The organism is Streptomyces sp. NRRL S-920 (assembly GCF_000717945.1).
Taxonomy (GTDB): Bacteria; Actinomycetota; Actinomycetes; order Streptomycetales; family Streptomycetaceae; genus Streptomyces; species Streptomyces alboniger.
In genome coordinates this window covers 100133-119798 of the sequence record NZ_JODF01000008.1, presented here as the reverse complement: position 1 = coordinate 119798, position 19666 = coordinate 100133, and the positions used below count along the sequence as shown (strand labels likewise).

General features: G+C 70.0%; 20 protein-coding genes and 1 pseudogene. 16 read left to right on the top strand and 5 right to left on the bottom strand.

Annotation, left to right across the window (positions count from 1 at the left end):
• The first annotated feature begins 28 nt into the window (after nt 1–28).
• From IG54_RS0108750 to IG54_RS0108740, 3 genes are all read left to right on the top strand, one after another.
• Entirely contained in the window at nt 29–1435 is a 1407-nt protein-coding gene (locus IG54_RS0108750; protein WP_030779446.1) for a PLP-dependent aminotransferase family protein, read from the top strand.
• Between the two features lie 134 nt (nt 1436–1569).
• The gene (locus IG54_RS0108745; RefSeq protein WP_030779443.1) at nt 1570–2454 is read left to right on the top strand and encodes an NAD(P)-dependent oxidoreductase; all 885 of its coding nucleotides are present in this window, start codon (nt 1570–1572) and stop codon (nt 2452–2454) included.
• Nucleotides 2455–2549: 95 nt separating this feature from the next.
• Nucleotides 2550–3356 (top strand): SAM-dependent methyltransferase, encoded by an 807-nt coding sequence (locus IG54_RS0108740; RefSeq protein ID WP_030779440.1) that lies wholly within the window; start codon nt 2550–2552, stop codon nt 3354–3356.
• Nucleotides 3357–3364: 8 nt separating this feature from the next.
• Here the strand turns inward: IG54_RS0108740 and rocD are convergent, their stop codons facing one another.
• Nucleotides 3365–4579, bottom strand: a complete 1215-nt coding sequence (gene rocD, locus IG54_RS0108735; RefSeq protein ID WP_030779436.1) for an ornithine--oxo-acid transaminase — start codon at nt 4577–4579, stop codon at nt 3365–3367.
• A gap of 285 nt (nt 4580–4864) precedes the next feature.
• Nucleotides 4865–4996 (bottom strand): annotated as a pseudogene (gene glyA / locus IG54_RS40080) (serine hydroxymethyltransferase); the annotation flags it as partial.
• On the opposite strand from glyA, the gene IG54_RS0108730 reads away from it, so the two are divergent.
• The 4 genes from IG54_RS0108730 (at nt 4990) to IG54_RS39165 (ending at nt 8173) form a co-directional block, all read left to right on the top strand.
• Complete coding sequence (locus IG54_RS0108730; protein WP_030779432.1) at nt 4990–5199, top strand: hypothetical protein; 210 nt, start codon at nt 4990–4992, stop codon at nt 5197–5199. The pseudogene glyA and the gene IG54_RS0108730 sit on opposite strands and share 7 nt — an antisense overlap.
• 24 nt (nt 5200–5223) lie before the next feature.
• Complete coding sequence (trpS, locus tag IG54_RS0108725; protein WP_030779429.1) at nt 5224–6237, top strand: tryptophan--tRNA ligase; 1014 nt, start codon at nt 5224–5226, stop codon at nt 6235–6237.
• Nucleotides 6238–6338: 101 nt separating this feature from the next.
• The gene (locus IG54_RS0108720; protein WP_030779427.1) at nt 6339–6920 is read left to right on the top strand and encodes a 2'-5' RNA ligase family protein; all 582 of its coding nucleotides are present in this window, start codon (nt 6339–6341) and stop codon (nt 6918–6920) included.
• A gap of 35 nt (nt 6921–6955) precedes the next feature.
• The gene (locus tag IG54_RS39165; RefSeq protein ID WP_051819367.1) at nt 6956–8173 is read left to right on the top strand and encodes a hypothetical protein; all 1218 of its coding nucleotides are present in this window, start codon (nt 6956–6958) and stop codon (nt 8171–8173) included.
• Nucleotides 8174–8192: 19 nt separating this feature from the next.
• Here IG54_RS39165 and IG54_RS0108710 read toward each other — a convergent pair whose 3' ends face one another.
• On the bottom strand, nt 8193–8948 hold the full coding sequence (locus IG54_RS0108710; RefSeq protein WP_030779420.1) for a decaprenylphospho-beta-D-erythro-pentofuranosid-2-ulose 2-reductase: 756 nt from the start codon (nt 8946–8948) through the stop codon (nt 8193–8195).
• Between the two features lie 25 nt (nt 8949–8973).
• On the bottom strand, nt 8974–10353 hold the full coding sequence (locus IG54_RS0108705) for an FAD-binding oxidoreductase (RefSeq protein WP_030779417.1): 1380 nt from the start codon (nt 10351–10353) through the stop codon (nt 8974–8976).
• Between the two features lie 160 nt (nt 10354–10513).
• Here IG54_RS0108705 and IG54_RS0108700 point away from each other — a divergent pair, with 160 nt between their 5' ends.
• From IG54_RS0108700 to IG54_RS0108685, 4 genes are read left to right on the top strand one after another with little or no spacing between them, the layout of a single operon-like run.
• Complete coding sequence (locus IG54_RS0108700; RefSeq protein ID WP_030779414.1) at nt 10514–11026, top strand: phosphatase PAP2 family protein; 513 nt, start codon at nt 10514–10516, stop codon at nt 11024–11026.
• On the top strand, nt 11019–11975 hold the full coding sequence (locus IG54_RS0108695; protein WP_030779411.1) for a decaprenyl-phosphate phosphoribosyltransferase: 957 nt from the start codon (nt 11019–11021) through the stop codon (nt 11973–11975). Before IG54_RS0108700 ends, IG54_RS0108695 begins: the two co-directional genes overlap by 8 nt.
• A complete protein-coding gene (locus IG54_RS0108690; protein ID WP_051819366.1) occupies nt 11972–12478 on the top strand; it encodes a GtrA family protein in 507 nt (168 codons plus the stop codon). Before IG54_RS0108695 ends, IG54_RS0108690 begins: the two co-directional genes overlap by 4 nt.
• Nucleotides 12466–13416, top strand: a complete 951-nt coding sequence (locus IG54_RS0108685; protein WP_030779404.1) for a YihY/virulence factor BrkB family protein — start codon at nt 12466–12468, stop codon at nt 13414–13416. Before IG54_RS0108690 ends, IG54_RS0108685 begins: the two co-directional genes overlap by 13 nt.
• Here IG54_RS0108685 and IG54_RS0108680 read toward each other — a convergent pair.
• A complete protein-coding gene (locus IG54_RS0108680) occupies nt 13361–14623 on the bottom strand; it encodes a D-alanyl-D-alanine carboxypeptidase (protein WP_030779402.1) in 1263 nt (420 codons plus the stop codon). The genes IG54_RS0108685 and IG54_RS0108680 overlap by 56 nt on opposite strands.
• A gap of 234 nt (nt 14624–14857) precedes the next feature.
• Between IG54_RS0108680 and IG54_RS0108675 the strand changes: the two genes are divergently transcribed.
• The 5 genes from IG54_RS0108675 (at nt 14858) to IG54_RS0108655 (ending at nt 19661) form a co-directional block, all read left to right on the top strand.
• Nucleotides 14858–16657 carry a recombinase family protein gene (locus IG54_RS0108675; RefSeq protein WP_051819364.1) on the top strand — a complete coding sequence of 600 codons (1800 nt, stop codon included), beginning with the start codon at nt 14858–14860 and terminating at the stop codon, nt 16655–16657.
• Between the two features lie 533 nt (nt 16658–17190).
• Nucleotides 17191–17529: a hypothetical protein gene (locus IG54_RS0108670; RefSeq protein ID WP_030779395.1), complete on the top strand. Its 339-nt coding sequence runs from the start codon at nt 17191–17193 to the stop codon at nt 17527–17529.
• A 312-nt stretch (nt 17530–17841) separates the two neighbouring features.
• The gene (locus IG54_RS0108665) at nt 17842–18135 is read left to right on the top strand and encodes a hypothetical protein (RefSeq protein WP_030779392.1); all 294 of its coding nucleotides are present in this window, start codon (nt 17842–17844) and stop codon (nt 18133–18135) included.
• 535 nt (nt 18136–18670) lie between these two features.
• The gene (locus IG54_RS43735; protein ID WP_030779390.1) at nt 18671–19024 is read left to right on the top strand and encodes an HNH endonuclease signature motif containing protein; all 354 of its coding nucleotides are present in this window, start codon (nt 18671–18673) and stop codon (nt 19022–19024) included.
• Nucleotides 19025–19220: 196 nt separating this feature from the next.
• On the top strand, nt 19221–19661 hold the full coding sequence (locus tag IG54_RS0108655; protein WP_030779388.1) for a phage terminase small subunit P27 family: 441 nt from the start codon (nt 19221–19223) through the stop codon (nt 19659–19661).
• Nucleotides 19662–19666 lie beyond the last annotated feature (5 nt).

The window sequence follows — 19666 nt, the reverse complement described above, 5'->3', positions numbered from 1 at the left end:
GAGTAGCCCACAGGTATGGTCCATTTCCATGGAAGATTCCTGGGCCACTTTGGGCGTCGACCTTCATCTGGAGACCGGCGGCGAGGCGTCCCGCAACGGCGTGCGCAAGGGCCTGACGGACGCCCTGCGCGCGGCGGTGCGCGGCGGCCGTCTCGCCCCCGGCACCCGGCTGCCCTCCTCCCGCTCCCTCGCCGTCGACCTCGGCATCGCGCGGAACACCGTCGCCGACGCGTACGCCGACCTCGTCGCCGAGGGCTGGCTCACCGCCCGGCAGGGCTCGGGCACCCGGGTCGCGGAGCGCGTGATCACGCCCCCGGCGCGGCCCGCGCCGACCCGCAGGCCCGCGGGCGCGCCGGTCCACAACCTCAGCCCCGGCACCCCCGACCTGGCGTCCTTCCCGCGCGCGGAGTGGCTCAAGGCGGCCAGGCGGGCCCTGTCGGCGGCGCCCAACGCCGCGCTCGGATACGGCGATCCGCGTGGCCGCGTCGAACTCCGCGAGGCCCTGGCCGGGTACCTCGCGCGGGCCCGCGGCGTGCACGCCGACCCCGACCGCATCGTCATCACCGCCGGGTTCGTGCACGGCTTGTCGATCCTGGGCCGCGTGCTGCGGGCCCGCGGTCTGCGGGAGGTGACCGTGGAGTCGTACGGCCTGGACATCCACTGGAACCTGCTGCACCGCGCGGGCCTGCGCACGACGCCGCTCGACCTCGACGACCTGGGCACCCGCACCGCGGGGCTGGACGCGGGCGCCTCGAAGGCGGTGCTGCTAACCCCCGCCCACCAGTTCCCGATGGGCGTACCGCTGCACCCCGACCGGCGCGCGGCGGCCGTCGACTGGGCGCGGCGCGAGGGCGGGCTGATCCTGGAGGACGACTACGACGGCGAGTTCCGCTACGACCGCCAGCCCGTCGGCGCGCTCCAGGGCCTCGACCCCGAGCGCGTGGTCTACCTCGGCACGGCCAGCAAGTCCCTCGCCCCCGGTCTGCGCCTGGGCTGGATGGTGCTCCCGTCGGGGCTGCGCGACGACGTCCTCGACGAGAAGGAGGCCGCCGGCTGGTCCTGCGGCACGCCCGACCAGCTGACGCTCGCGGACTTCCTCACGTCGGGTGCGTACGACCGTCATGTGCGTGGCGCCCGCCTGCGCTACCGCCGCCGCCGCGACCAGCTCGTGGCCGCCCTCGCCGAACGGTGCCCCGAGACCCGTGCCACGGGCATCGCGGCCGGACTGCACGCGGTCCTCGAACTCCCGCCGGACACCGAGCAGTCGGTCGTCCGGGCCGCCAACTGGGAGCGCCTCGCGGTCCAGGGCCTGTCCCGCTTCCGCCATCCGCTCGCGGCGACGCGGCAGCGGGACGCGCTGGTGGTGGGGTACGGTACGCCGCCGGAGCACGCGTGGGCGGGGGCGCTGGACGCCCTGTGCCGGATCCTGCCCTGACCCGGCCGCCCTCCTTTCGGCCTGAGCCCATAGCCGTAAAGCTCCTCGGCCGCCGGACCGATGCAGCCGCGTCACCCCCACAACTAGCGTTCCTGACCAGCGGAACACACCGCTGACGACGGAACGGGGACACCATGACGACATCGACCACGGGCGGGGCAGCCGGGCAGGTCACCGTGCTGGGGCTCGGGGACATGGGATCGGCGATCGCCCGGACCTTCGTCGAGCGCGGATTGCGCACCACGGTCTGGAACCGGACCGCCGCCAAGAGCGCGCCGCTGGTCGCCGCCGGGGCCACGGCGGCCGCGACGCCCGCCGAGGCGGTGGCCGCGAGCCCGCTCGTGGTGGTCTGCCTGCTCGACGGCACGGCGGTGGACGAGGTGCTCGCCGCCGTCGGCAATGCGATCGCGGGCAAGGTCCTTGTGAACGTCACGAGCGGCTCACCCGCCCAGGCGCGGGCGAACGAGCGCTGGGCGAACGAGCGCGGCGCCCAGTACGTCGACGGCAAGGTCATGGGGGACCCGCCGGACGTGGGCAAGCCGCACATCATGTTCCCGTTCAGCGGCTCCCGCGCGGCCTACGAGGCCCACGAGCCGACGCTGCGGCTGCTCGGCGGCGTCGCCTACTACGGCGAGGACGCCGGGGCGGCCGCCGTGGAGTTCATGGCCCAGGTCGCGATGGGCTTCGAGATGCTCATCGGCTTCCTGCACACGCTCAAGCTGGTGCGGGCGGAGGGCGTCGACGTGGCGGCCTTCGCCGAACGCTTCGCGGGCTCGCTGTCCGGCTACCCGCCCCTGCTCACCTCGATGGCCGAAGCGATCAAGACCGGCGACTACGGCCCGGACCTGGGCTCACTCAACGTCCAGGCGGCCCTGATGGACGACTTGATCAGCCATCGGGAGTCGGTCGGGGTGGAGGCGGTACGCATGCGGGAGGTGAAGACCCTGATGGACCACAGAATCAAGGCCGGCCACGGCGAACAGGGCTTCTCCAGCCTGTTCGAGCTGCTGGGGAAGTAGGGGCCGGGACCCTTGGCGGCTCAACACGCTTGGGTAGGCTGCCCGTTGAAAACGCGCTGTCGCGTGCCGCCCCCCCCGGCCCCCAGGAGCCCACCGTGCCCGAGACCGAGCCCGAGACCGCCATCAGCAGGGTCGACACCGCCCGGCCCCACACGGCCCGGATCTGGAACTACTGGCTCGGCGGCAAGGACAACTACGAGGTGGACCAGGAGGCGGGCGACCGCATCCGCGAACTGCACCCCGGCATCGGCGAGTACGCCCGCGCCGACCGCCTCTTCCTCGGCCGCGCGGTGCGTCACCTGGTGACGAACGAAGGCATCCGGCAGTTCCTCGACGTCGGCACCGGCCTGCCGACCGCCGACAACACCCACGAGGTCGCCCAGCGCCTCGCCCCCGAGTCCCGCGTCGTCTACGTCGACAACGACCCACTGGTGCTGGCCCACGCCCGCGCCCTGCTCACCAGCTCCCCCGAGGGCCGCACCGACTACCTCGACGCGGACATGCGCGACGTCGACACCATCCTCGAACACGCCGCCCGCACCCTCGACTTCAGCGAGCCCGTCGCCCTGATGCTGCTCGGTGTCGTCATCTTCATCGACGACGACACCGAGGCGTACGACGTCGTACGGCGGCTCCTCGACGGCCTGCCCACCGGCAGCCACCTGGTGCTCAGCCACACCGTCACCAGCCCGGCGATGCCGGACGTGGACGCGGCCGTGGCGTTCTGGAACGAACACGGCACACCGCGGCTCACCCAGCGCAGCCCGGCCCAAGTGGCCCGGTTCTTCGACGGGTTGGAGCTGCTGGAGCCGGGCGTGGTGTCGTGCAGCCGCTGGCGCGCGGGGACGGCCGACCTGCCGGACGAGGTGGCGATGTTCGCCGGGGTGGGCCGCAAGTCCTAGGGCGTGTCCTAGGACACGCCCTGGCTCAGCACCGCCCGCAGCTGGTCGAGGCCCCAGTCCAGGTCCTCCTTGCTGATCACCAGCGGGGGAGCGATGCGGATCGTCGCCCCGTGCGTGTCCTTGACCAGCACCCCCCGCTCCATCAGCTTCTCGGAGACCTCCCGGCCCGTGCCGTGCGACGGGGCGATGTCGACGCCCGCCCACAGCCCGCGCCCCCGCACCTGCGTCACCGTGCCGGTGCCGGTCAGCAGCCCCAGCTCGGCATGCAGATGCTCACCCAGCTCCGTGGCCCGCTCCTGGAACTCGCCCGTCGACAGCATGGCGATCACCTCAAGACCCACGGCACAGGCGAGGGGGTTGCCGCCGAACGTCGACCCGTGCTCGCCCGGCTGGAACACCCCGAGCACATCGGCGTCCGCGACCACCGCCGACACCGGCACGACCCCGCCGCCCAGCGCCTTGCCCAGCACATACACGTCCGGCACCACACCCTCGTGCTCACACGCGAACGTACGTCCCGTCCGGCCGAGCCCCGACTGGATCTCGTCCGCCATGAAGAGGACCCCGCGCTCCCGGGTCAGCTCCCTGACCCCCGCCAGATACCCGGCGGGCGGCACCAGTACCCCGGCCTCGCCCTGGATCGGTTCGAGCAGCACCGCCACCGTGTCGTCGGTGACCGCGGCCCGCAGCGCCTGGAGATCCCCGTACGGCACGATGTCGAACCCCGGCGTGTACGGCCCGAAGTCCGCCCGCGCCTCCGGGTCCGTGGAGAAGCTGACGATGGTCGTGGTCCGGCCGTGGAAGTTGTCGGCCGCGACCACGATCCTCGCGCGCCCGTCCGGCACGCCCTTGACCTTGTAACCCCACTTCCGCGCGGTCTTCACAGCCGTCTCGACGGCCTCCGCGCCCGTGTTCATCGGCAGCACCATGTCCTTGCCGCACAGCTCGGCCAGGCGCGTGCAGAAGTCGGCGAACCGGTCGTGGTGGAAGGCCCGCGAGGTCAGCGTGACGCGCTCCAGCTGCGCCTTGGCCGCGTCGAGCAGACGGCGGTTGCCGTGCCCGAAGTTGAGCGCGGAGTACCCGGCGAGCATGTCGAGGTAGCGACGCCCCTCGACATCGGTCATCCAGGCGCCCTCGGCCGAGGCGATCACGAGAGGCAGCGGATGGTAGTTGTGCGCGCTGTGCGCCTCGGCCGAGGCGATGTACCGCTCGCCGGCCGTCAGGGAACTGGTCGTAAGGGAACTGCTCGTCAGGGGAGACGACGTACTCGACACGGGCTCTCCGTTCGTCCTGCGGCGTGGGGCGGTCGTGGCGCCCAGTCTCTATCGTCGCTCGCATCGCGGACGAGGAAACCCGCCGGATCGGCGCGCCCGCCGGGCCGGCCCCGACAGCACGGCGACTGGCGCACGGGGAACGCTCCCCGAACTCGCCGCCCTCGTCGGCGCCGGCCCTACTCCGGCTCCCCGGCCAACCTCGCCTTCGCCGAGCCCGGCGACACCGTGACGGGCCGCGATCAGTCCGGCGATGTGCGCGATGTCGGCGACCAGGACGGCGCCGGTCTCGCGGGCGATCTCCGCGAAGGCGGCGAAGTCGATGGTGCGGGGCAGGGCGGTGCCGCCGCAGAAGATCCGACGTGATCTCCACCACCACGCACAGGACCCTGCGCGGCCCGCGCGGCGCGTCCCGGCCCTCCTTCCGCGACTGCGCCCACGCGGTCGTCGCCGACTGGGACGACGCCCTGAGGAGGATCAGGGCCGAGGTCGCCGACCTGATGACACGCCCTGGGCCCGCCCGGCCGCCCGCGGGTCCGACCTTCCGCCTCAAGCCTGTTTCCGAGCTATGAGAGTCACCTGAGAGAATGGGGCGCATGGCCTCTGAACGACCTCGTGTGCTCTCCGGAATCCAGCCCACCGCCGGCTCGTTCCACCTCGGCAACTACCTCGGCGCGGTCCGCCAGTGGGTGGCCCTGCAAGAATCCCACGACGCCTTCTACATGGTGGTGGACCTGCACGCGATCACGGTCCCGCAGGACCCCGCCGATCTGCGGGCCAACACCCGGCTCGCCGCCGCCCAGCTGCTCGCCGCCGGTCTCGACCCCGAGCGCTGCACGCTCTTCGTCCAGAGCCACGTCCCCGAGCACGCCCAGCTCGGCTGGGTCATGAACTGCCTCACCGGCTTCGGCGAGGCGTCCCGCATGACCCAGTTCAAGGACAAGGCCGCCAAGCAGGGCGCCGACCGCGCCTCGGTCGGCCTCTTCACGTACCCCGTCCTCCAGGTCGCGGACATCCTGCTGTACCAGGCCAACGAGGTGCCGGTCGGCGAGGACCAGCGCCAGCACATCGAGCTGACCCGTGACCTCGCCGAGCGCTTCAACGGCCGCTTCGGCGAGACGTTCACGGTCCCCTCGGCGTACATCCTCAAGGAGACGGCGAAGATCTACGACCTTCAGGACCCGTCGATCAAGATGAGCAAGTCGGCGTCCACGCCGAAGGGCCTGATCAACCTCCTCGACGAGCCCAAGGCCACCGCCAAGAAGGTCAAGAGCGCCGTCACCGACACCGACACGGTGATCCGCTACGACGTGGCCGAGAAGCCGGGCGTCAGCAACCTCCTCAGCATCTACTCCACGCTCACCGGCACCGGTATCGCCGAACTGGAGCAGAAGTACACCGGCAAGGGCTACGGTGCGCTGAAGACCGACCTCGCCGAGGTCATGGTCGAGTTCGTGACCCCCTTCCGGGACCGCACCCAGCAGTACCTGGACGACCCGGAGACGCTCGACTCGATCCTGGCCAAGGGCGCGGAGAAGGCCCGTGCCGTCGCCGCCGAGACCCTCGCGCAGGCGTACGACAAGGTGGGCTTCCTGCCCGCCAAGCACTGAGCCCCACAGCACGACCACGGCACGACCCCAGCACCATCGCAGCACGGCGCTGCTCGCCGAGCAGCGCGCCCTGCCCAACGACACGACGACAGGAGTACGACGTGGGGACCGTAACGATCGGCGTCTCGATCGCGGTCCCGGAGCCACACGGCAGCCAGCTCCAGGAGCGGCGCGCGGGCTTCGGTGACCCCGCCGCGCACGGCATCCCCACGCACGTGACCCTGCTCCCTCCGACCGAGGTGGACGCGTCCGCGCTGCCCGCCGTCGAGGCGCACCTCCTGTCGGTCGCGGCGGCCGGACGCCCCTTCCCGATGCGCCTCTCGGGGACGGGCACCTTCCGTCCGCTGTCGCCCGTCGTCTTCGTGCGGGTGGTGTCGGGTGCCGCCGCCTGCTCCTGGCTCCAGGAGCGGGTGCGGGACGCCTCGGGCCCGATGGCACGCGAACTACAGTTCCCGTACCACCCGCACGTCACCGTGGCGCACGGCATCTCCGAAGAGGCCATGGACCGGGCGTACGAGGAGCTTTCGGAGTACGAGGCCGAGTGGCCCTGCACCGGCTTCGCCCTCTACGAGCAGGGTTCCGACGGCGTCTGGCGCAAGCTGCGCGAGTTCGCCTTCGGCGGCCCCGTGGTGCCTCCTCAGGCGCCTTCGCCGGCGGCCCGGGGTACGCTGCCCGCTCGCTGACCGGGGACGCCCCCGGCCGACGTGCTGGGGGGACCATGCGCAGATCATCGGCCGCCGCCGCCGTGCTCGCCACCGTGCTCGCCACCGTGCTCGCCGTCGTGGTGGCCGGATGCGGGGCCGAAAAGTCCGGTGGTGGCGCCCGCTCCGAGTCGGGCGAGCCGCGGGCGGCCGGGCTCTCCTGGGCGTACGAGCGCATCGACGACGTGGACGGCGAGCTGATCGACGGGGCCGCCATGGCGCCGGACGACATCTGGGCTATCGGCAGCGACCGCGCCGCAACGGACGGGCGGCTCGCGCGGGGGCACCTGCTGCACTTCGACGGCGCGAAGTGGACGCGCGAGCCGATGCCGGTCCAGGGCGTCCCCGCCCTCTCGCGGATGGAGTCCCTGGGGTCGGCGGGCATCTGGCTGAGCACCGTCGGCGGGACCGCGTCGGCTCCGAAGAACCCGCGCTACGCCCTGTGGGACGGCACCCGCTGGGGCCCCGTGAGGAACGCCCCGGCCGGTCCGCTCACCGACGTCGAGGTCATCGCCCCCGACGACGTATGGGTGCTCCGGGGCGACGGGAAGGTGACGCACTGGGACGGCGACCGCTGGATGGTGACGCCGATGCCCGCGGAGAAGGTCGCCGCCCTCGCGGGCTCGGCCCCGGACGACGTCTGGGCGGTCGGCTCCCGCACCACCGGGCCCGGCGTCGGCGGCGCGGGAGGCCAGGTCTCGCAGCCCGCCGCGATGCGGTTCGACGGCGAGAAGTGGCAGCTCACCAAGACCGCGACGATGCGCTTCTCCGCCCCCGTGCCGCCCGAGCCCTACGCCCGGTTCACGACGATCGACGTTGCCTCCAGGACGCACGCCCTGGTCACCGGAGAGCACTCCTTCAAGGGGTACGACGCGGAGGAGAACCCCGACCCGCGGCCCTCGTCCCTCACGCTGCGCTGGGACGGCTCCCGCTGGAAGGAGGCCGAGCCGTTCCCCGGAGCGTGCGCGTACCGGCGCCCGGTGACCCGGGACGGCGACGGCGGCTTCTTCATGGACGGCAACTGGCACCTGACCGCCGACGGCAGCTGCACCAAGATCAGGAAACCGCGGCTGCCCGGCACCGGAGGCGTGCGCCCCGAGTCGCAGCAGCAGCTCTGGCTCAAGCGGGTCGTTCCGGTACCCGGCACCGACGAGGTGCTCGGTTTCGGCACCGTCGCCGTCCTCCAGAGCGGGCCACCCGTGTCCAGGGCCGTCGTCGTCACCCTCAAGCGCTAACGAACTCCCCTCCCGGCGCTCAGAGCGGCAGCCGCCGGAACACCGGCCGTGGCACGTGCCGCAGCGCCGACATGACCACCCGCAGCACCCCGGGCACCCACACCGTCTCCGAGCGGCGGCGCAGGCCCGTCTCGATGGCCTCGGCCACCGCCTCCGGAGTGGTCGCCAGGGCGGCCTCCTCCAGGCCGGCCGTCATCTTCGTACGGACGAAGCCGGGGCGGACCACCATCACGTGCACCCCGGTGCCGTACAGCGCGTCGCCGAGACCCTGGGCGAACGCGTCGAGGCCCGCCTTGCTGGAGCCGTAGATGAAGTTCGAACGGCGGGCCCGCTCGCCCGCCACCGAGGAGAGCACCACCAAGGAGCCGTGCCCCTGGGACTGGAGCGCCCGCGCGCAGACCAGGCCCGCCGAGACCGCCCCGGTGTAGTTGGTCTGGGCGACGCGCGCCGCGGAGAGGGGCTCGTCCTCGTCGCGCGCCTGGTCGCCGAGGACGCCGAAGGCGAGCAGCACCATGTCGATGTCGCCCTCGGTGAAGATCTTGCCGAGGTTCTCCTCGTGGGACTCGGGGTCGAGCGCGTCGAAGGCGACGGTGCGCACGTCCGCTCCGAGGTCGCGCAGTCCGGACGCGGCCTTCTCCAGGGCAGGTGAGGGCCGGCCGGCCAGCCACACCGTGCGGGTGCGGCGGGCGACGAGGCGCCGCGCGGTGGCGAGCCCGATCTCGGAGGTGCCGCCGAGGACGAGCAGGGACTGGGGGGTGCCGAAGGCGTCTTTCATGAGTACCGATCTCCTAGAGGGTCGCCTAGAGGGCGAGGCGGCGCGAGAGGTCCGAGCGGAACACGCCGCGCGGGTCGAGACCGGCCCGCAGGGCGCGGAAGTCGTCGAGCCGGGGGTACATCGCGGCGAGCATCTCGGGCCGCAGCCGCGAGTCCTTGGCGAGGTAGACGCGCCCGTCCGCGGCGGCCACCTCCTCGTCGAGTTCGTCGAGGAAGGCGCCGAGCCCCGGCAGGTTCGCGGGGATGTCGAGCGCGAGCGTCCAGCCGGGCATGGGGAACGACAGCCAGCCCGGATCGCCCTCTCCGAAGCGCTTCAGTACGGCGAGGAAGGACGGGCAGCCGCGCTCCGAGATACGGCGTACGACGCGGCGCAGGGCCTCCTCCTTGCCGTATCCGACGACGAATTGGTACTGCACGAAGCCGCTGCGTCCGTAGACGCGGTTCCAGTGCGGGACGCCGTCCAGCGGGTGGAAGAAGGCCGAGATCTTCTGTAGTTCTCCGGTGCGGCAGCGGGGCGCCTTGCGGTACCAGAGTTCGTTGAAGAGGCCCACCGTGGCCTTGCCGAGCAGCCCGTCCGGTACGAAGGAGGGAGCGGCGGGGAGCTGTCCGGGGCGGAACGCCAGTGGGGCCCTACGCGCGCGTGCCCGTGCCGGAAGCGCGTCCAGGGGGGCGTGGTCGCCGCGGGTCAGGACCGAGCGGCCCATGGCCGTGCCGCGGGCGAGGAGGTCGATCCAGGCCACCGAGTAGCGGTAGCGGTGGTCGGTGGCGGTGAGGCGGGCCATCAGGTCGTCGAGGTCCGTGGCGCGTTCCGTGTCGACGCTCATCAAGGACGTCTCGACCGGCTGGAGCCGGACCGTCGCCGACAGGATGACGCCGGTCAGGCCCATGCCGCCCGCCGTGGCGTCGAACAGGGGGGTACCAGGCGTGACGGTGTGGACCGTGCCGTCGGCCGTGAGCAGGTCCATCGCGAGGACGTGCCGCGAGAACGACCCCGAGACGTGGTGGTTCTTGCCGTGGATGTCGGCGCCGATGGCCCCGCCGACCGTCACATAGCGCGTGCCCGGCGTCACCGGCACGAACCAGCCGAGGGGGAGCAGGACTTCCATCAGGCGGTGCAGCGAGACCCCGGAGTCGCACACGACCGTGCCCGCGTCGGCGTCGATGGCGCGCACCCGGTCCAGGCCCGTCATGTCGAAGACGGCGCCGCCCGCGTTCTGCGCCGCGTCGCCGTAGGCCCGGCCGAGGCCCCTGGCGATGCCGCCGCGCTCACCGCAGTCGCGCACGGCCGCCGCGGCCTCCTCCGGTGTGCGGGGTCTCACCAGCCGGGCGGTGGTCGGAGCCGTGCGGCCCCAGCCGGAGACGGACGCGGCTTCGGAAGGTGGCAGTGCTGGGGATTCGGCAGGCATGTCACCGACCGTAACGCCCTGTTAGGGATAGTTAGCCATAAATCATCCCTACTCTCACCGAAATGGGTGATTAAGGGAGTGTCATCACATCAATGCCGGAATTATTTGAGGGTTGGCTACAAGAGTCGAGGTGTCCGGTTCCCGGAGAAGAAGAGGCCACATGCACGACATGGACCACAGGTTGCTGTCGGCCCTGCGCGACTGCGGCACCGACCCGCGCGTGGCGACCGCCGCGCGCGCCCTCTCCTGGAGCGGCGAGCACGGCGCCCTCTGGATCGCCGCGGGGCTCCTGGGGGCCGCCGCGGACCGCGAGCGGCGCGGCGCCTGGCTGCGCGGCACAGCGCTGACCGCCGCCGCCCACCTCGTGAGCATGGGCGTCAAGCGGGTCGTCCGCCGCCCGCGCCCCGGCGGCGCCGAACCGCTCGTACGGACCGTGGGGCGCCACTCCTTCCCCAGCTCGCACGCCACGTCGGCGGCCGCCGCGACCGTCGCGTACGGCGCGCTGCGCCCCCTCGGCGCCCGTCTCGTGCCGCCGGTGGCCGCCGCGATGTGCGTCTCCCGGATGGTCGTCGGCGTCCACTACCCCTCGGACGTGGCCGCGGGCGCGGCGCTCGGCGCGCTCACCGCGCGCGTGGGGGCCGCCTGGATGAACGGGAGCCGCACCGATGCCTGAACGTATCTCCACCGTCCTGGAGCGCCCCCGCCCGCCCCAGCCCCAGCGCCCGGGCCCCATCGGCCTGCCCCTCGGCCTCCTGAGGACCGCGCGGCCCCGCCAGTGGGTGAAGAACGTCCTGGTGGTCGCGGCCCCCGCCGCGGCGGGCGAGCTGTTCACGCACCACGCCCTCGTCCAACTCGCGATCGTCTTCGCGCTGTTCACGGCCGCCGCGTCCGCCGTCTACCTGATCAACGACGCGCGGGACGCGGACGCGGACCGCGCCCACCCCACCAAGTGCCGCAGGCCGGTCGCCGCCGGGCAGGTGCCGGTGACCGTCGCCTACACCGTCGGCGGCCTCCTCGCGGCCTTCGCGCCCGTGGCCGCGTACGTCCTGTGCACCCCGCTGACGGCCGCGCTCCTGGCCGGGTACGTATGCATGCAACTCGCCTACTGCGTCAGCCTCAAGCACGTGCTCGTCGTCGACCTCACGATCGTCACGACCGGCTTCCTGATGCGCGCCATGATCGGCGGCCTCGCGCTCGACATCCCGCTCTCGCGCTGGTTCCTGATCACCACGGGCTTCGGCGCGCTGTTCATGGTCTCCGCCAAGCGCTACTCCGAGTCCGTCCAGATGTCGGCGACCTCCGGGAATCTGGGCGCCACGCGCGCGTTGCTCACCGAATACACCACCGGCTATCTGCGCTTCGTATGGCAGCTGGCCGCCGGGGTCGCCGTCCTCGCGTACTGCCTGTGGGCCATGGAAGCGGGCGGCACGGCCAACGGCAGCCTGCTGCCCTGGCGCCAGCTGTCCATGGCGGCCTTCATCCTCGCGATCCTGCGCTACGCCGTCTTCGCCGACCGCGGCACCGCGGGCGAGCCGGAGGACGTCGTCCTGCGGGACAGGGCGCTCGCCGTGATCGGCCTGGTGTGGGTCGCGATGTACGGGCTCGCGGTCGCGAACTGGTGAGCTGGGACTCCCTCCGCGGGCGGCTGCGGTCGCTGGGACCCGAACTGCTCGGCTTCGCCGCCGCCGGGATCTGCGCGTACGCCGCCGACCTCGCCCTCTTCATCTGGCTGCGCGGGCCGGTGGGCATGGACCCGTTGACCGCCAAGGCACTCTCCTTCGTGGCGGGCTGCTCCGTCGCCTACGCGGGCAACGCCCTCGGCACCTACCGGCGCGAGGCCGCCGAGGTCTCACGGCTGCGCCAGTACGCGGTGTTCTTCGCCGTCAACATCGCGGGCGCCCTCGTCCAACTCCTGTGCATCGCCGTCTCCCACTACGGGCTCGGCCTCACCTCACAGCGTGCGGACACCGTCTCGGGCGCCGGGATCGGCATGGCCCTCGCCACCGTCCTCAGGTTCTGGGGAACCCGGACCCTGGTATTCCGCGTGGCGCGCGGGACTTCGGGCACGACTTCCGGCACGACCTCGGACAGGACGGCAGGCAGGGAGGCAACATGGACTGGCTGAAGAAGCTGCCCGGCATCGGGCCGCTCGTCGAGAAGGGCATGCGCACGCACGCGTGGCGGGCCTATGAACGGCTCGACGCGGTCCACTGGTCCCGCCTCGCGGCCGCGATGACGTTCATCAGCTTCCTGGCGCTCTTCCCGCTGCTCACCGTCGCCGCTGCGATCGCCGCGGCGACGCTCACCAAGAAGCAGCAGAACACCCTTGAGGACAAGCTCTCCGACCAGGTCCCCGGCATCTCCGACCAGCTGGACCTCGACGGCCTGGTCGCCAACGCGGGCACCGTCGGCCTCGTCGCGGGCGCCCTGCTGCTCTTCACCGGCATCGGCTGGGTCGGCTCGATGCGGGAGTGCCTGCGGACCGTCTGGGAGCTGGAGGACGAGGAGGAGAACCCCGTCCTGCGCAAGGTCAAGGACGCCGGGGTGCTCATCGGGCTCGGCGGCGCGGGCCTCGCCTCCTTCGCGGCGTCCGCGCTCGCCTCGACCGCCGTCGGCTGGACCGCCGACCTCCTCGGCGTCGACGAGACCGGCTGGGGAACGGTCCTGCTCCAGGCCATCGCGTTCGCCATCGCCGTGCTGGCCGACTTCCTCCTGCTGCTCTACGTCCTGACACTGCTGCCCGGGGTCCAGCCGCACCGGCGCGACCTCATCACCGCGGGACTGATCGGTGCGGCCGGCTTCGAACTGCTCAAACTGCTGCTGGGCGGCTACATGAAGGGCGTGGCCGCCAAGAGCATGTACGGCGCTTTCGGCGTGCCCGTCGCGCTGCTCCTGTGGATCAGCTTCACCGCGAAGCTGCTGCTGTTCTGCGCCGCCTGGACGGCGACGCGGAAGGCCTCACGCGCGACGGACGACTCCTCGGCGAAGGACGAGCGGACGCCCGGCGTCAGTCCTGACCCGGGCGACGTCCGGACTGGCCCGGCAGCGGCATCCGGCGCCTGACGACGAAGACGCCCGCGGCGAGCACCGCGACCACGCCGCCCGCCACCGCCAGCGCGACGCCCATGCCGCTCGTCCCGCCGTCGGAGGCGTGCGCCATGTTCGCCGCGGCGCCGTTCTTGCCGTCGTCGCCACCGCCCGGAGCCCCCTTGCCCGCGCCCGTGGCCCCCTTCGGGGCGACCAGCTCACCCACCGGGTCGACCTTGCCCGCGGCCTTGAAGCCCCAGTCGAAGAGGCGCGCGGTCTCCTTGTAGACGGCGTGCGTCTCTCCGGAGGACGGGTTCATGACGGTGACGAGGAGGACCTTGCCGTCACGCTCGGCGACACCGGTGAACGTGTTGCCCGCGTTCGAGGTGTAGCCGTTCTTGACGCCCGCGATGCCCTTGTACGGGGTGACGTCGGGGTCTCCGGTGAGCAGCCGGTTGGTGTTCTGGATCTCGAAGACCCCGCGCTTCGTCTTCCCCTTGTCCTTGCCCTTGGTGATCTTCTTGGTCTCCCCGGGGAACTTGGCGGTGGCCGTCGAGCAGTACTCCCGGAAGTCCTTCTTCTGTAGCCCGGAGCGGGCGATCAGCGACAGGTCGTACGCGGACGACACCTGCCCCTTGGCGTCGTAGCCGTCCGGCGAGACCACGTGGGTGTCCAGGGCCTGGAGGTTCTCGGCGTGCGCCTGCATGTCCTTGACGGTCTTGTCGACGCCGTCGTTCATCGCGGACAGGACGTGCACCGCGTCGTTGCCCGACTTCAGGAAGACACCGAGCCACAGGTCGTGCACGGAGTACGTCTCGTTCTCCTTGATGCCGACCATGCTGCTGCCCGCGCCGATGCCCTCCAGGTCGGAGAGCGCCACCTTGTGCTTCTGCGTCTTGGGGAACTTCGGCAGGACCGTGTCCGCGAAGAGCATCTTCAGGGTGCTCGCGGGGGGCAGCCGCCAGTGGGCGTTGTGCGCGGCGAGGACGTCGCCGGACTCCGCGTCCGAGACGATCCAGGAGCGCGCCGAGAGGTCCTTGGGCAGCACCGGGGCGCCCGGCTTGAGCTTCGCCTGGGTGCCCGGCTTCCCGAGCTGGGCCCCGCCGACCGTCGACATCGAAGCGGGCGGCTTCGGCTTGTCCTTGTCGTCCGGCTCGCCGTCCGCGAAAGCGGGCGCGGTGGTCGACATGGTCAGAAATGTCGCGGAAGCGAGCAGCACGGCGGCTTTTTTGGAGGCAGACACGGACGTGAACGTACAGGGCGGGATCATGGCGGCCGCCGCCGAGGTGCGCTGTGTCCCGTCGTCCCCACCCCGGCGGCGGTGCGGAAGGAAACCTCGCGATACTGAACGTATGAAGCTCAGCCGCCCTGTCTCCTGGTTCCTGCTCGCCTTCGGGGTGTGGAGCTGGTTCATCTGGATCACCTTTCATAGGAAACTACCCAGCACCACTGGTCCCCCATGGAAGGTGCAGGCTGCATGCGGAAAGATGGCTCCACGTCGCACATGGTTCCAGCGGACATACCCGCTGACAGGCTGGACGTAGTACGCGTATTCCTCTACGCCCGCCAGTCCTCGGCCCGCGCTGACGGCTCCGAGGTCTCCACCGAAGCGCAGTTGGCCGCCGGGCGCGCACTGGCCGAAGCGCGATCCCAACAGGGGGTCCCGTGGGTGGTGGTCGGGGAGTTCGTAGACGTCGGCCGCTCCGGCTGGGACCCCAACGTTGTTCGCAGCGACTTCGAAGACATGATGCGCGGAGTCCGAGACGGCGAAGCTGATGTAGTGATCGTGAATGAGCTGTCGCGGCTCACTCGCAAGGGCGCACACGACGCGCTCGAAATCGACAAGGAATTCAAGAAGCACGCCGTACGGTTCATGTCCATTCTTGAACCGTTCTTGGACACCAGCACAGCAATTGGCGTTGCTATCTTCGCGCTTATCGCTGCACTCGCTAAGCAGGACTCAGACATCAAGGCGGAACGGCTCAAGGGCGCTAAGGACGAAATCAGCGCCGTCGGCGGACGACACTCCAGCTCCGCGCCGTACGGAATGAAGACCGTCCGCAAGCAGATAGACAACCTGGTTGTTTCCGTACTGGAACCTGACGAGGACAACCCGGAACACGTTAAGACTGTGGAGCGCATCATAGAAATGTGCTTCAACGGCAAGGCGGACAACAAGATTGCGACCTTGCTTGAGGGGGACGGTGTACCGGCACCGGGGAATGCGAAGCGGCGCGCTACCCCCAAGCGGATGGAATCCATCAAGAAGCGGCGGATATCCGAGAAGGATGCCCCGATCAGATGGCGGGCCCAGACAGTGGCTTGGATTCTTGACCACCCTGCCATTGGCGGATTTGCCAGCGAGCGCGTCAAGCGCGGCAAGTCATACGTGAATGCCGTCGCGCGAGACTCCACGGGCGCCCCCCTCACGCCTCACAAGGGAATCATTACGGGGGCCAAGTGGCTTCAACTCCAGGAGGTACGGAAGAAGCCCACGAAGGCCAATAGGCAGCCAGGGGGGGAAAGTGACCCCACCTTGATGAGCGGTTGGCGGTTCTTGACTTGCCGACTCTGTGGAGGCTCCGCCGGGCAGACTCCGAGCACTAGCGGAGGCGGCTCCTATATGTGCTCGAACCCAAAGGGGCACGGCGGGCTTTCCATCAAGCGCGAGGCGGCCGACGACTATGTTGCCCAGCGAGTGTGGTCACGACTTCTCACCGCAGACATTGAGAACGAGGACGAACGCCATTGGCTGGCGGCTGCCGCTCTTCGCTTTGCTCGACAGCACGACTTGGCCGGAGTGGAAGAAGAACGCCGCGAGACTCAGGCACACCTTGACCATGTCCGCGAATCCATCCATGAGCTTCAAGCGGACCGTAAGGCGGGGGTTTACCGGGGGAGCCAGGAGCTTGCCGTATTCAGGGCGACTATTGAGCAGTACCACGCGTACGAAGACCAATGTGTCGGGCGGCTCAAGGAGTTGGACGAGAAGACAAGCGCATCGGTGCGGATTCCGGATGAGTGGCTGGCTCCCACGGAGGACGACAATGTGATCGGCCCGAAAAGCCATTGGGCGAAATGGGACGTGTTCAAGAGGCGGGAGTTTCTGGATCTGTTCCTGGAAGGGGTCAGCATCGGTCCCGGACGGGATGAAGACAAAAAGATCATCCCTGTTGAACGGCGTTTGAAACTGACGTGGCGCAGGCTGCCCAAGGAAGACGAAGAGAGCGCGGAAGAAGACGCAACGGCCGAGCTGGCGGCCACACCGGCCGTCTGAGCGCCTACGGGGAAGGCTGGCGCCCCCAGGACCCCGAAGCCGTCCACGGCCCCGACGAAGCCCCGTGAGCCCTTGAGGCTTGCGGGGCTTTGCCGATTCCCCGGTACAGCCGTCAGCGACCCAACTAGCCTGCCCGCATGGGCAATTTCGAGGAGTCATTGGCGCAGGAGAAGCAGCGGCGGCAGGAGGAGCGGGAGCGGCTCAAGGAGCTGCACGCCGGATGCGCCGTTTGCCTAGCGGTAGGCAACACCTGGGAGACCGACCGATACGCGGGTCACCGCCCAGTGCCGTACACGGAGGACGGGAACGTATGTACGGGGTGCGGAGAATTCAAGCCCTGGATTGAGTACAACCCGGATAAGCGTTCGCCTATGGGTCGGCTCAAGCGGTGCCGCGTCTGCCTGTACCGCCAGAAGTACGGCATGGAGCCGAGGGCCGGAGCCCAGGGCCCGCCGCCGCGAAAGAGCCGACGGTGACCAATCCGCCCTACATAGACGGCACACAGGCACTCGCGACCGCCCTACGCTGGCCCCATGGACCGCGAATTCACCATCAGAGACACCGACTTCACGCGCTGGTTGCTCAACCAGGCCCGTGCGGCAGGGTGGGACGTGGACGGCGACCAGGACGCGCGCAACACCCTTCGCCTGTCGGCAGCGCTCATCCGAACAAGCGGCGTGGCTGCGGTAGACGCGCCCAAGCTGGCCGAAGCGCTGGGCGTGTCCGTCGCTGAGATCGAACAGGCGGCAGCGCGCGAGCTGGGCGAGAACAAAGCGGCTGCCCAGTTGCTTGACCGGCCGGACGTGGCGGAGCTGGACGCACACCTTGATTCAGTGGCGTGGCCGGACGACACGGAGGGTGGCCGGGCATGAGTGCCGACGGTACCGACATCCACCGATGGACCCGCCCCGAGTTCGTGGTGGCTGAGTGCGGCGAAGGGCGCGGCCATGAAGACGTACCCCGGTTCGCTGCCCTTGAGGCGGAAAAGCGCGTCGAAGCCACCTGCCCTAGGTGTGTCGAACGCTACGCAGAGAAGTGCGCCCAATCGGAGCGAGAACACCGCCGGTTCATGGGCGAGTGGGGTATGTGGCTGAAGTAGCCCTGAGAGCCCCGTCCGGATTGACTACCGGGCGGGGCTTCGCCGTTCACGGCGCTCTGTCAGTGACACCAACTACCGTGCGGGCATGAGCGATTACGGGCGCCTGGACGGCGCGGCACTGGATCGGCACATCACCGGCAACTGGGGAGAGGACAGCGTGAGCCAGCTCCGGAACCTCAAGGGCTGCCGAGTGGACGACCTGGACGAAGGGCTCAGCCAGCAAGAGGCGGAGTACGCGGCCACGCAGTATCAGCGCATGGGCTATGGGTGTGTAGCGGTGGCGGAGGACGACGGCGACCCTGAGACCTCCTGGCGGGTCTACAGCGACCGCACACGAGCCCAGGACGTGACCGACCACGCTCTAGCCCTGTTGCCCTGAGAGCAGCCCGCAGAGAGCCCCGTGAGCCCTTCGTGGCTGGCGGGGCCTCTCTTGGCAACAATGCTTGACATGTTCATGACTAACGCTGCGTGTGTGAGTGTGCGCGGAGCGTGACGGCCTTGCGTTCGGCGGTCGCTGTGGGGCAGCGGGGTGCGGTGGTGCGGTAGTTCTCCCTTTGATTTCAAATCCCTTGAAGAAACTACAAGGAACACCAAGAAGGCCCCTCAATCACCGCTTCACCGCACCGTGACCGGCGTCACTCATCAGCCTGTCCGTACAGCCGGAAACGGGGCGGCTCTAAGTAACCCTTGCGCTCTAGTAATGGCAGAGAGCGGGGCGGTTACCGCGCGCCCCTCATGTGCTTGGCGGACCGAGTCCGTCCCGCTCTCGCCTGACCCAAGGGGGAGACCCACGGGCCCATGGTTCATGAGGTTCCCGGTTCGAATCCGGGGCGGGCGCTGACCAGTGCACCACGTGGTGCACTGCACTGGCGTAGAGGATTCACCCCCAGGGGGGTCTTCCGGGGAGGGGGGGTATGCGAGTCCGCTGCCTGGAATGCCGAGAGTGGGCGACTGTCAAGGGTCGCTGCCCTGTGCATCACAAGACGCATGAGAGTACGCGATCACGTCAGTCTCACCGTAAGCGCCGTGCCGCTATCGCCCGTGGGCAGAATGCCGCAGCCATCACGCGCAAGGCTCTGCGTAAGGCTGGTCATGGGCAATGCGTTCGGTGCCTCGGCACCTTCCGTGCCTCACTCCTTGACGTAGATCACATCAAGCCGCTCGCTAAGGGTGGCGAAGACGTGTCCGGCAATGTCCAGTTGCTGTGCAAGGTGTGTCACAGGCGCAAGACGGCCGAAGACTTCGGGTATAAGACTCTGCCTTTCTGATCCGGGTAGGGCAGGGCGCTTCCGAAGTTCGGCGGAATTCGCTCCTGGCGATCCCGGCCCAAGCTCGGAAAACGCGCGCTGGGTGTGACGCCGTTTTTGGGTGGCCGCCCCTTGCGGCGCCTGGTCAAGACCCTGTTTGGGCTCACGAGAAAGGCACCCCTTAACGGGTCGCTAAGCCCCGGGAAGGTGGTGTCAGGTGTCCCGAAGCAAGAGCGCAGACCAGCGCACCGGCCACGCCAGTGCCGCCGCCGATCCGGTCGCGCCCGTTGTCTACGAAGGCCGTGCGCCGCGCGTGCCGTCCCACCTCAAGAGCGTGGGGCGCGACGTGTGGCGGGCCGTGTGGTCGGCGGGCTCCGGCGCCTACTCGCCAGACACAGACCGGAACATCATTCTGCGGTACGCGGAGCTTCACGACCGCCGCGCCGCCCTCCTGGCTGCCGTGGATGCAGACGGCCTCATGACGGTCGGCTCCACCGGCCAGCCAGCCGTCCATCCGGCCATGCGCTACGTGGAGACCACGGAGCGGGAGCTACGGGCGATAGAGACTGTCATCGGTCTCACGCCGGAAGCCCGTATGCGGCTAGGCATCGTGGCCGCTGAAGCGCGACGCGTTGCCGCCGGACCGGAGGACTTCTAGACCAG

Bases quoted from the DNA above. Each gene is read 5' to 3' on its own strand.
- IG54_RS0108750 (WP_030779446.1), top strand. From the start codon at position 29: ATGGAAGATTCCTGGGCCACTTTGGGCGTCGACCTTCATCTGGAGACC.
- IG54_RS0108745 (WP_030779443.1), top strand. From the start codon at position 1,570: ATGACGACATCGACCACGGGCGGGGCAGCCGGGCAGGTCACCGTGCTG.
- trpS (WP_030779429.1), top strand. From the start codon at position 5,224: ATGGCCTCTGAACGACCTCGTGTGCTCTCCGGAATCCAGCCCACCGCC.
- IG54_RS39165 (WP_051819367.1), top strand. From the start codon at position 6,956: ATGCGCAGATCATCGGCCGCCGCCGCCGTGCTCGCCACCGTGCTCGCC.
- IG54_RS0108710 (WP_030779420.1), bottom strand. From the start codon at position 8,948: ATGAAAGACGCCTTCGGCACCCCCCAGTCCCTGCTCGTCCTCGGCGGC.
- IG54_RS0108705 (WP_030779417.1), bottom strand. From the start codon at position 10,353: ATGCCTGCCGAATCCCCAGCACTGCCACCTTCCGAAGCCGCGTCCGTC.
- IG54_RS0108700 (WP_030779414.1), top strand. From the start codon at position 10,514: ATGCACGACATGGACCACAGGTTGCTGTCGGCCCTGCGCGACTGCGGC.
- IG54_RS0108695 (WP_030779411.1), top strand. From the start codon at position 11,019: ATGCCTGAACGTATCTCCACCGTCCTGGAGCGCCCCCGCCCGCCCCAG.
- IG54_RS0108685 (WP_030779404.1), top strand. From the start codon at position 12,466: ATGGACTGGCTGAAGAAGCTGCCCGGCATCGGGCCGCTCGTCGAGAAG.
- IG54_RS0108675 (WP_051819364.1), top strand. From the start codon at position 14,858: ATGCGGAAAGATGGCTCCACGTCGCACATGGTTCCAGCGGACATACCC.
- IG54_RS0108670 (WP_030779395.1), top strand. From the start codon at position 17,191: ATGGACCGCGAATTCACCATCAGAGACACCGACTTCACGCGCTGGTTG.
- IG54_RS0108665 (WP_030779392.1), top strand. From the start codon at position 17,842: ATGAGCGATTACGGGCGCCTGGACGGCGCGGCACTGGATCGGCACATC.
- IG54_RS43735 (WP_030779390.1), top strand. From the start codon at position 18,671: ATGCGAGTCCGCTGCCTGGAATGCCGAGAGTGGGCGACTGTCAAGGGT.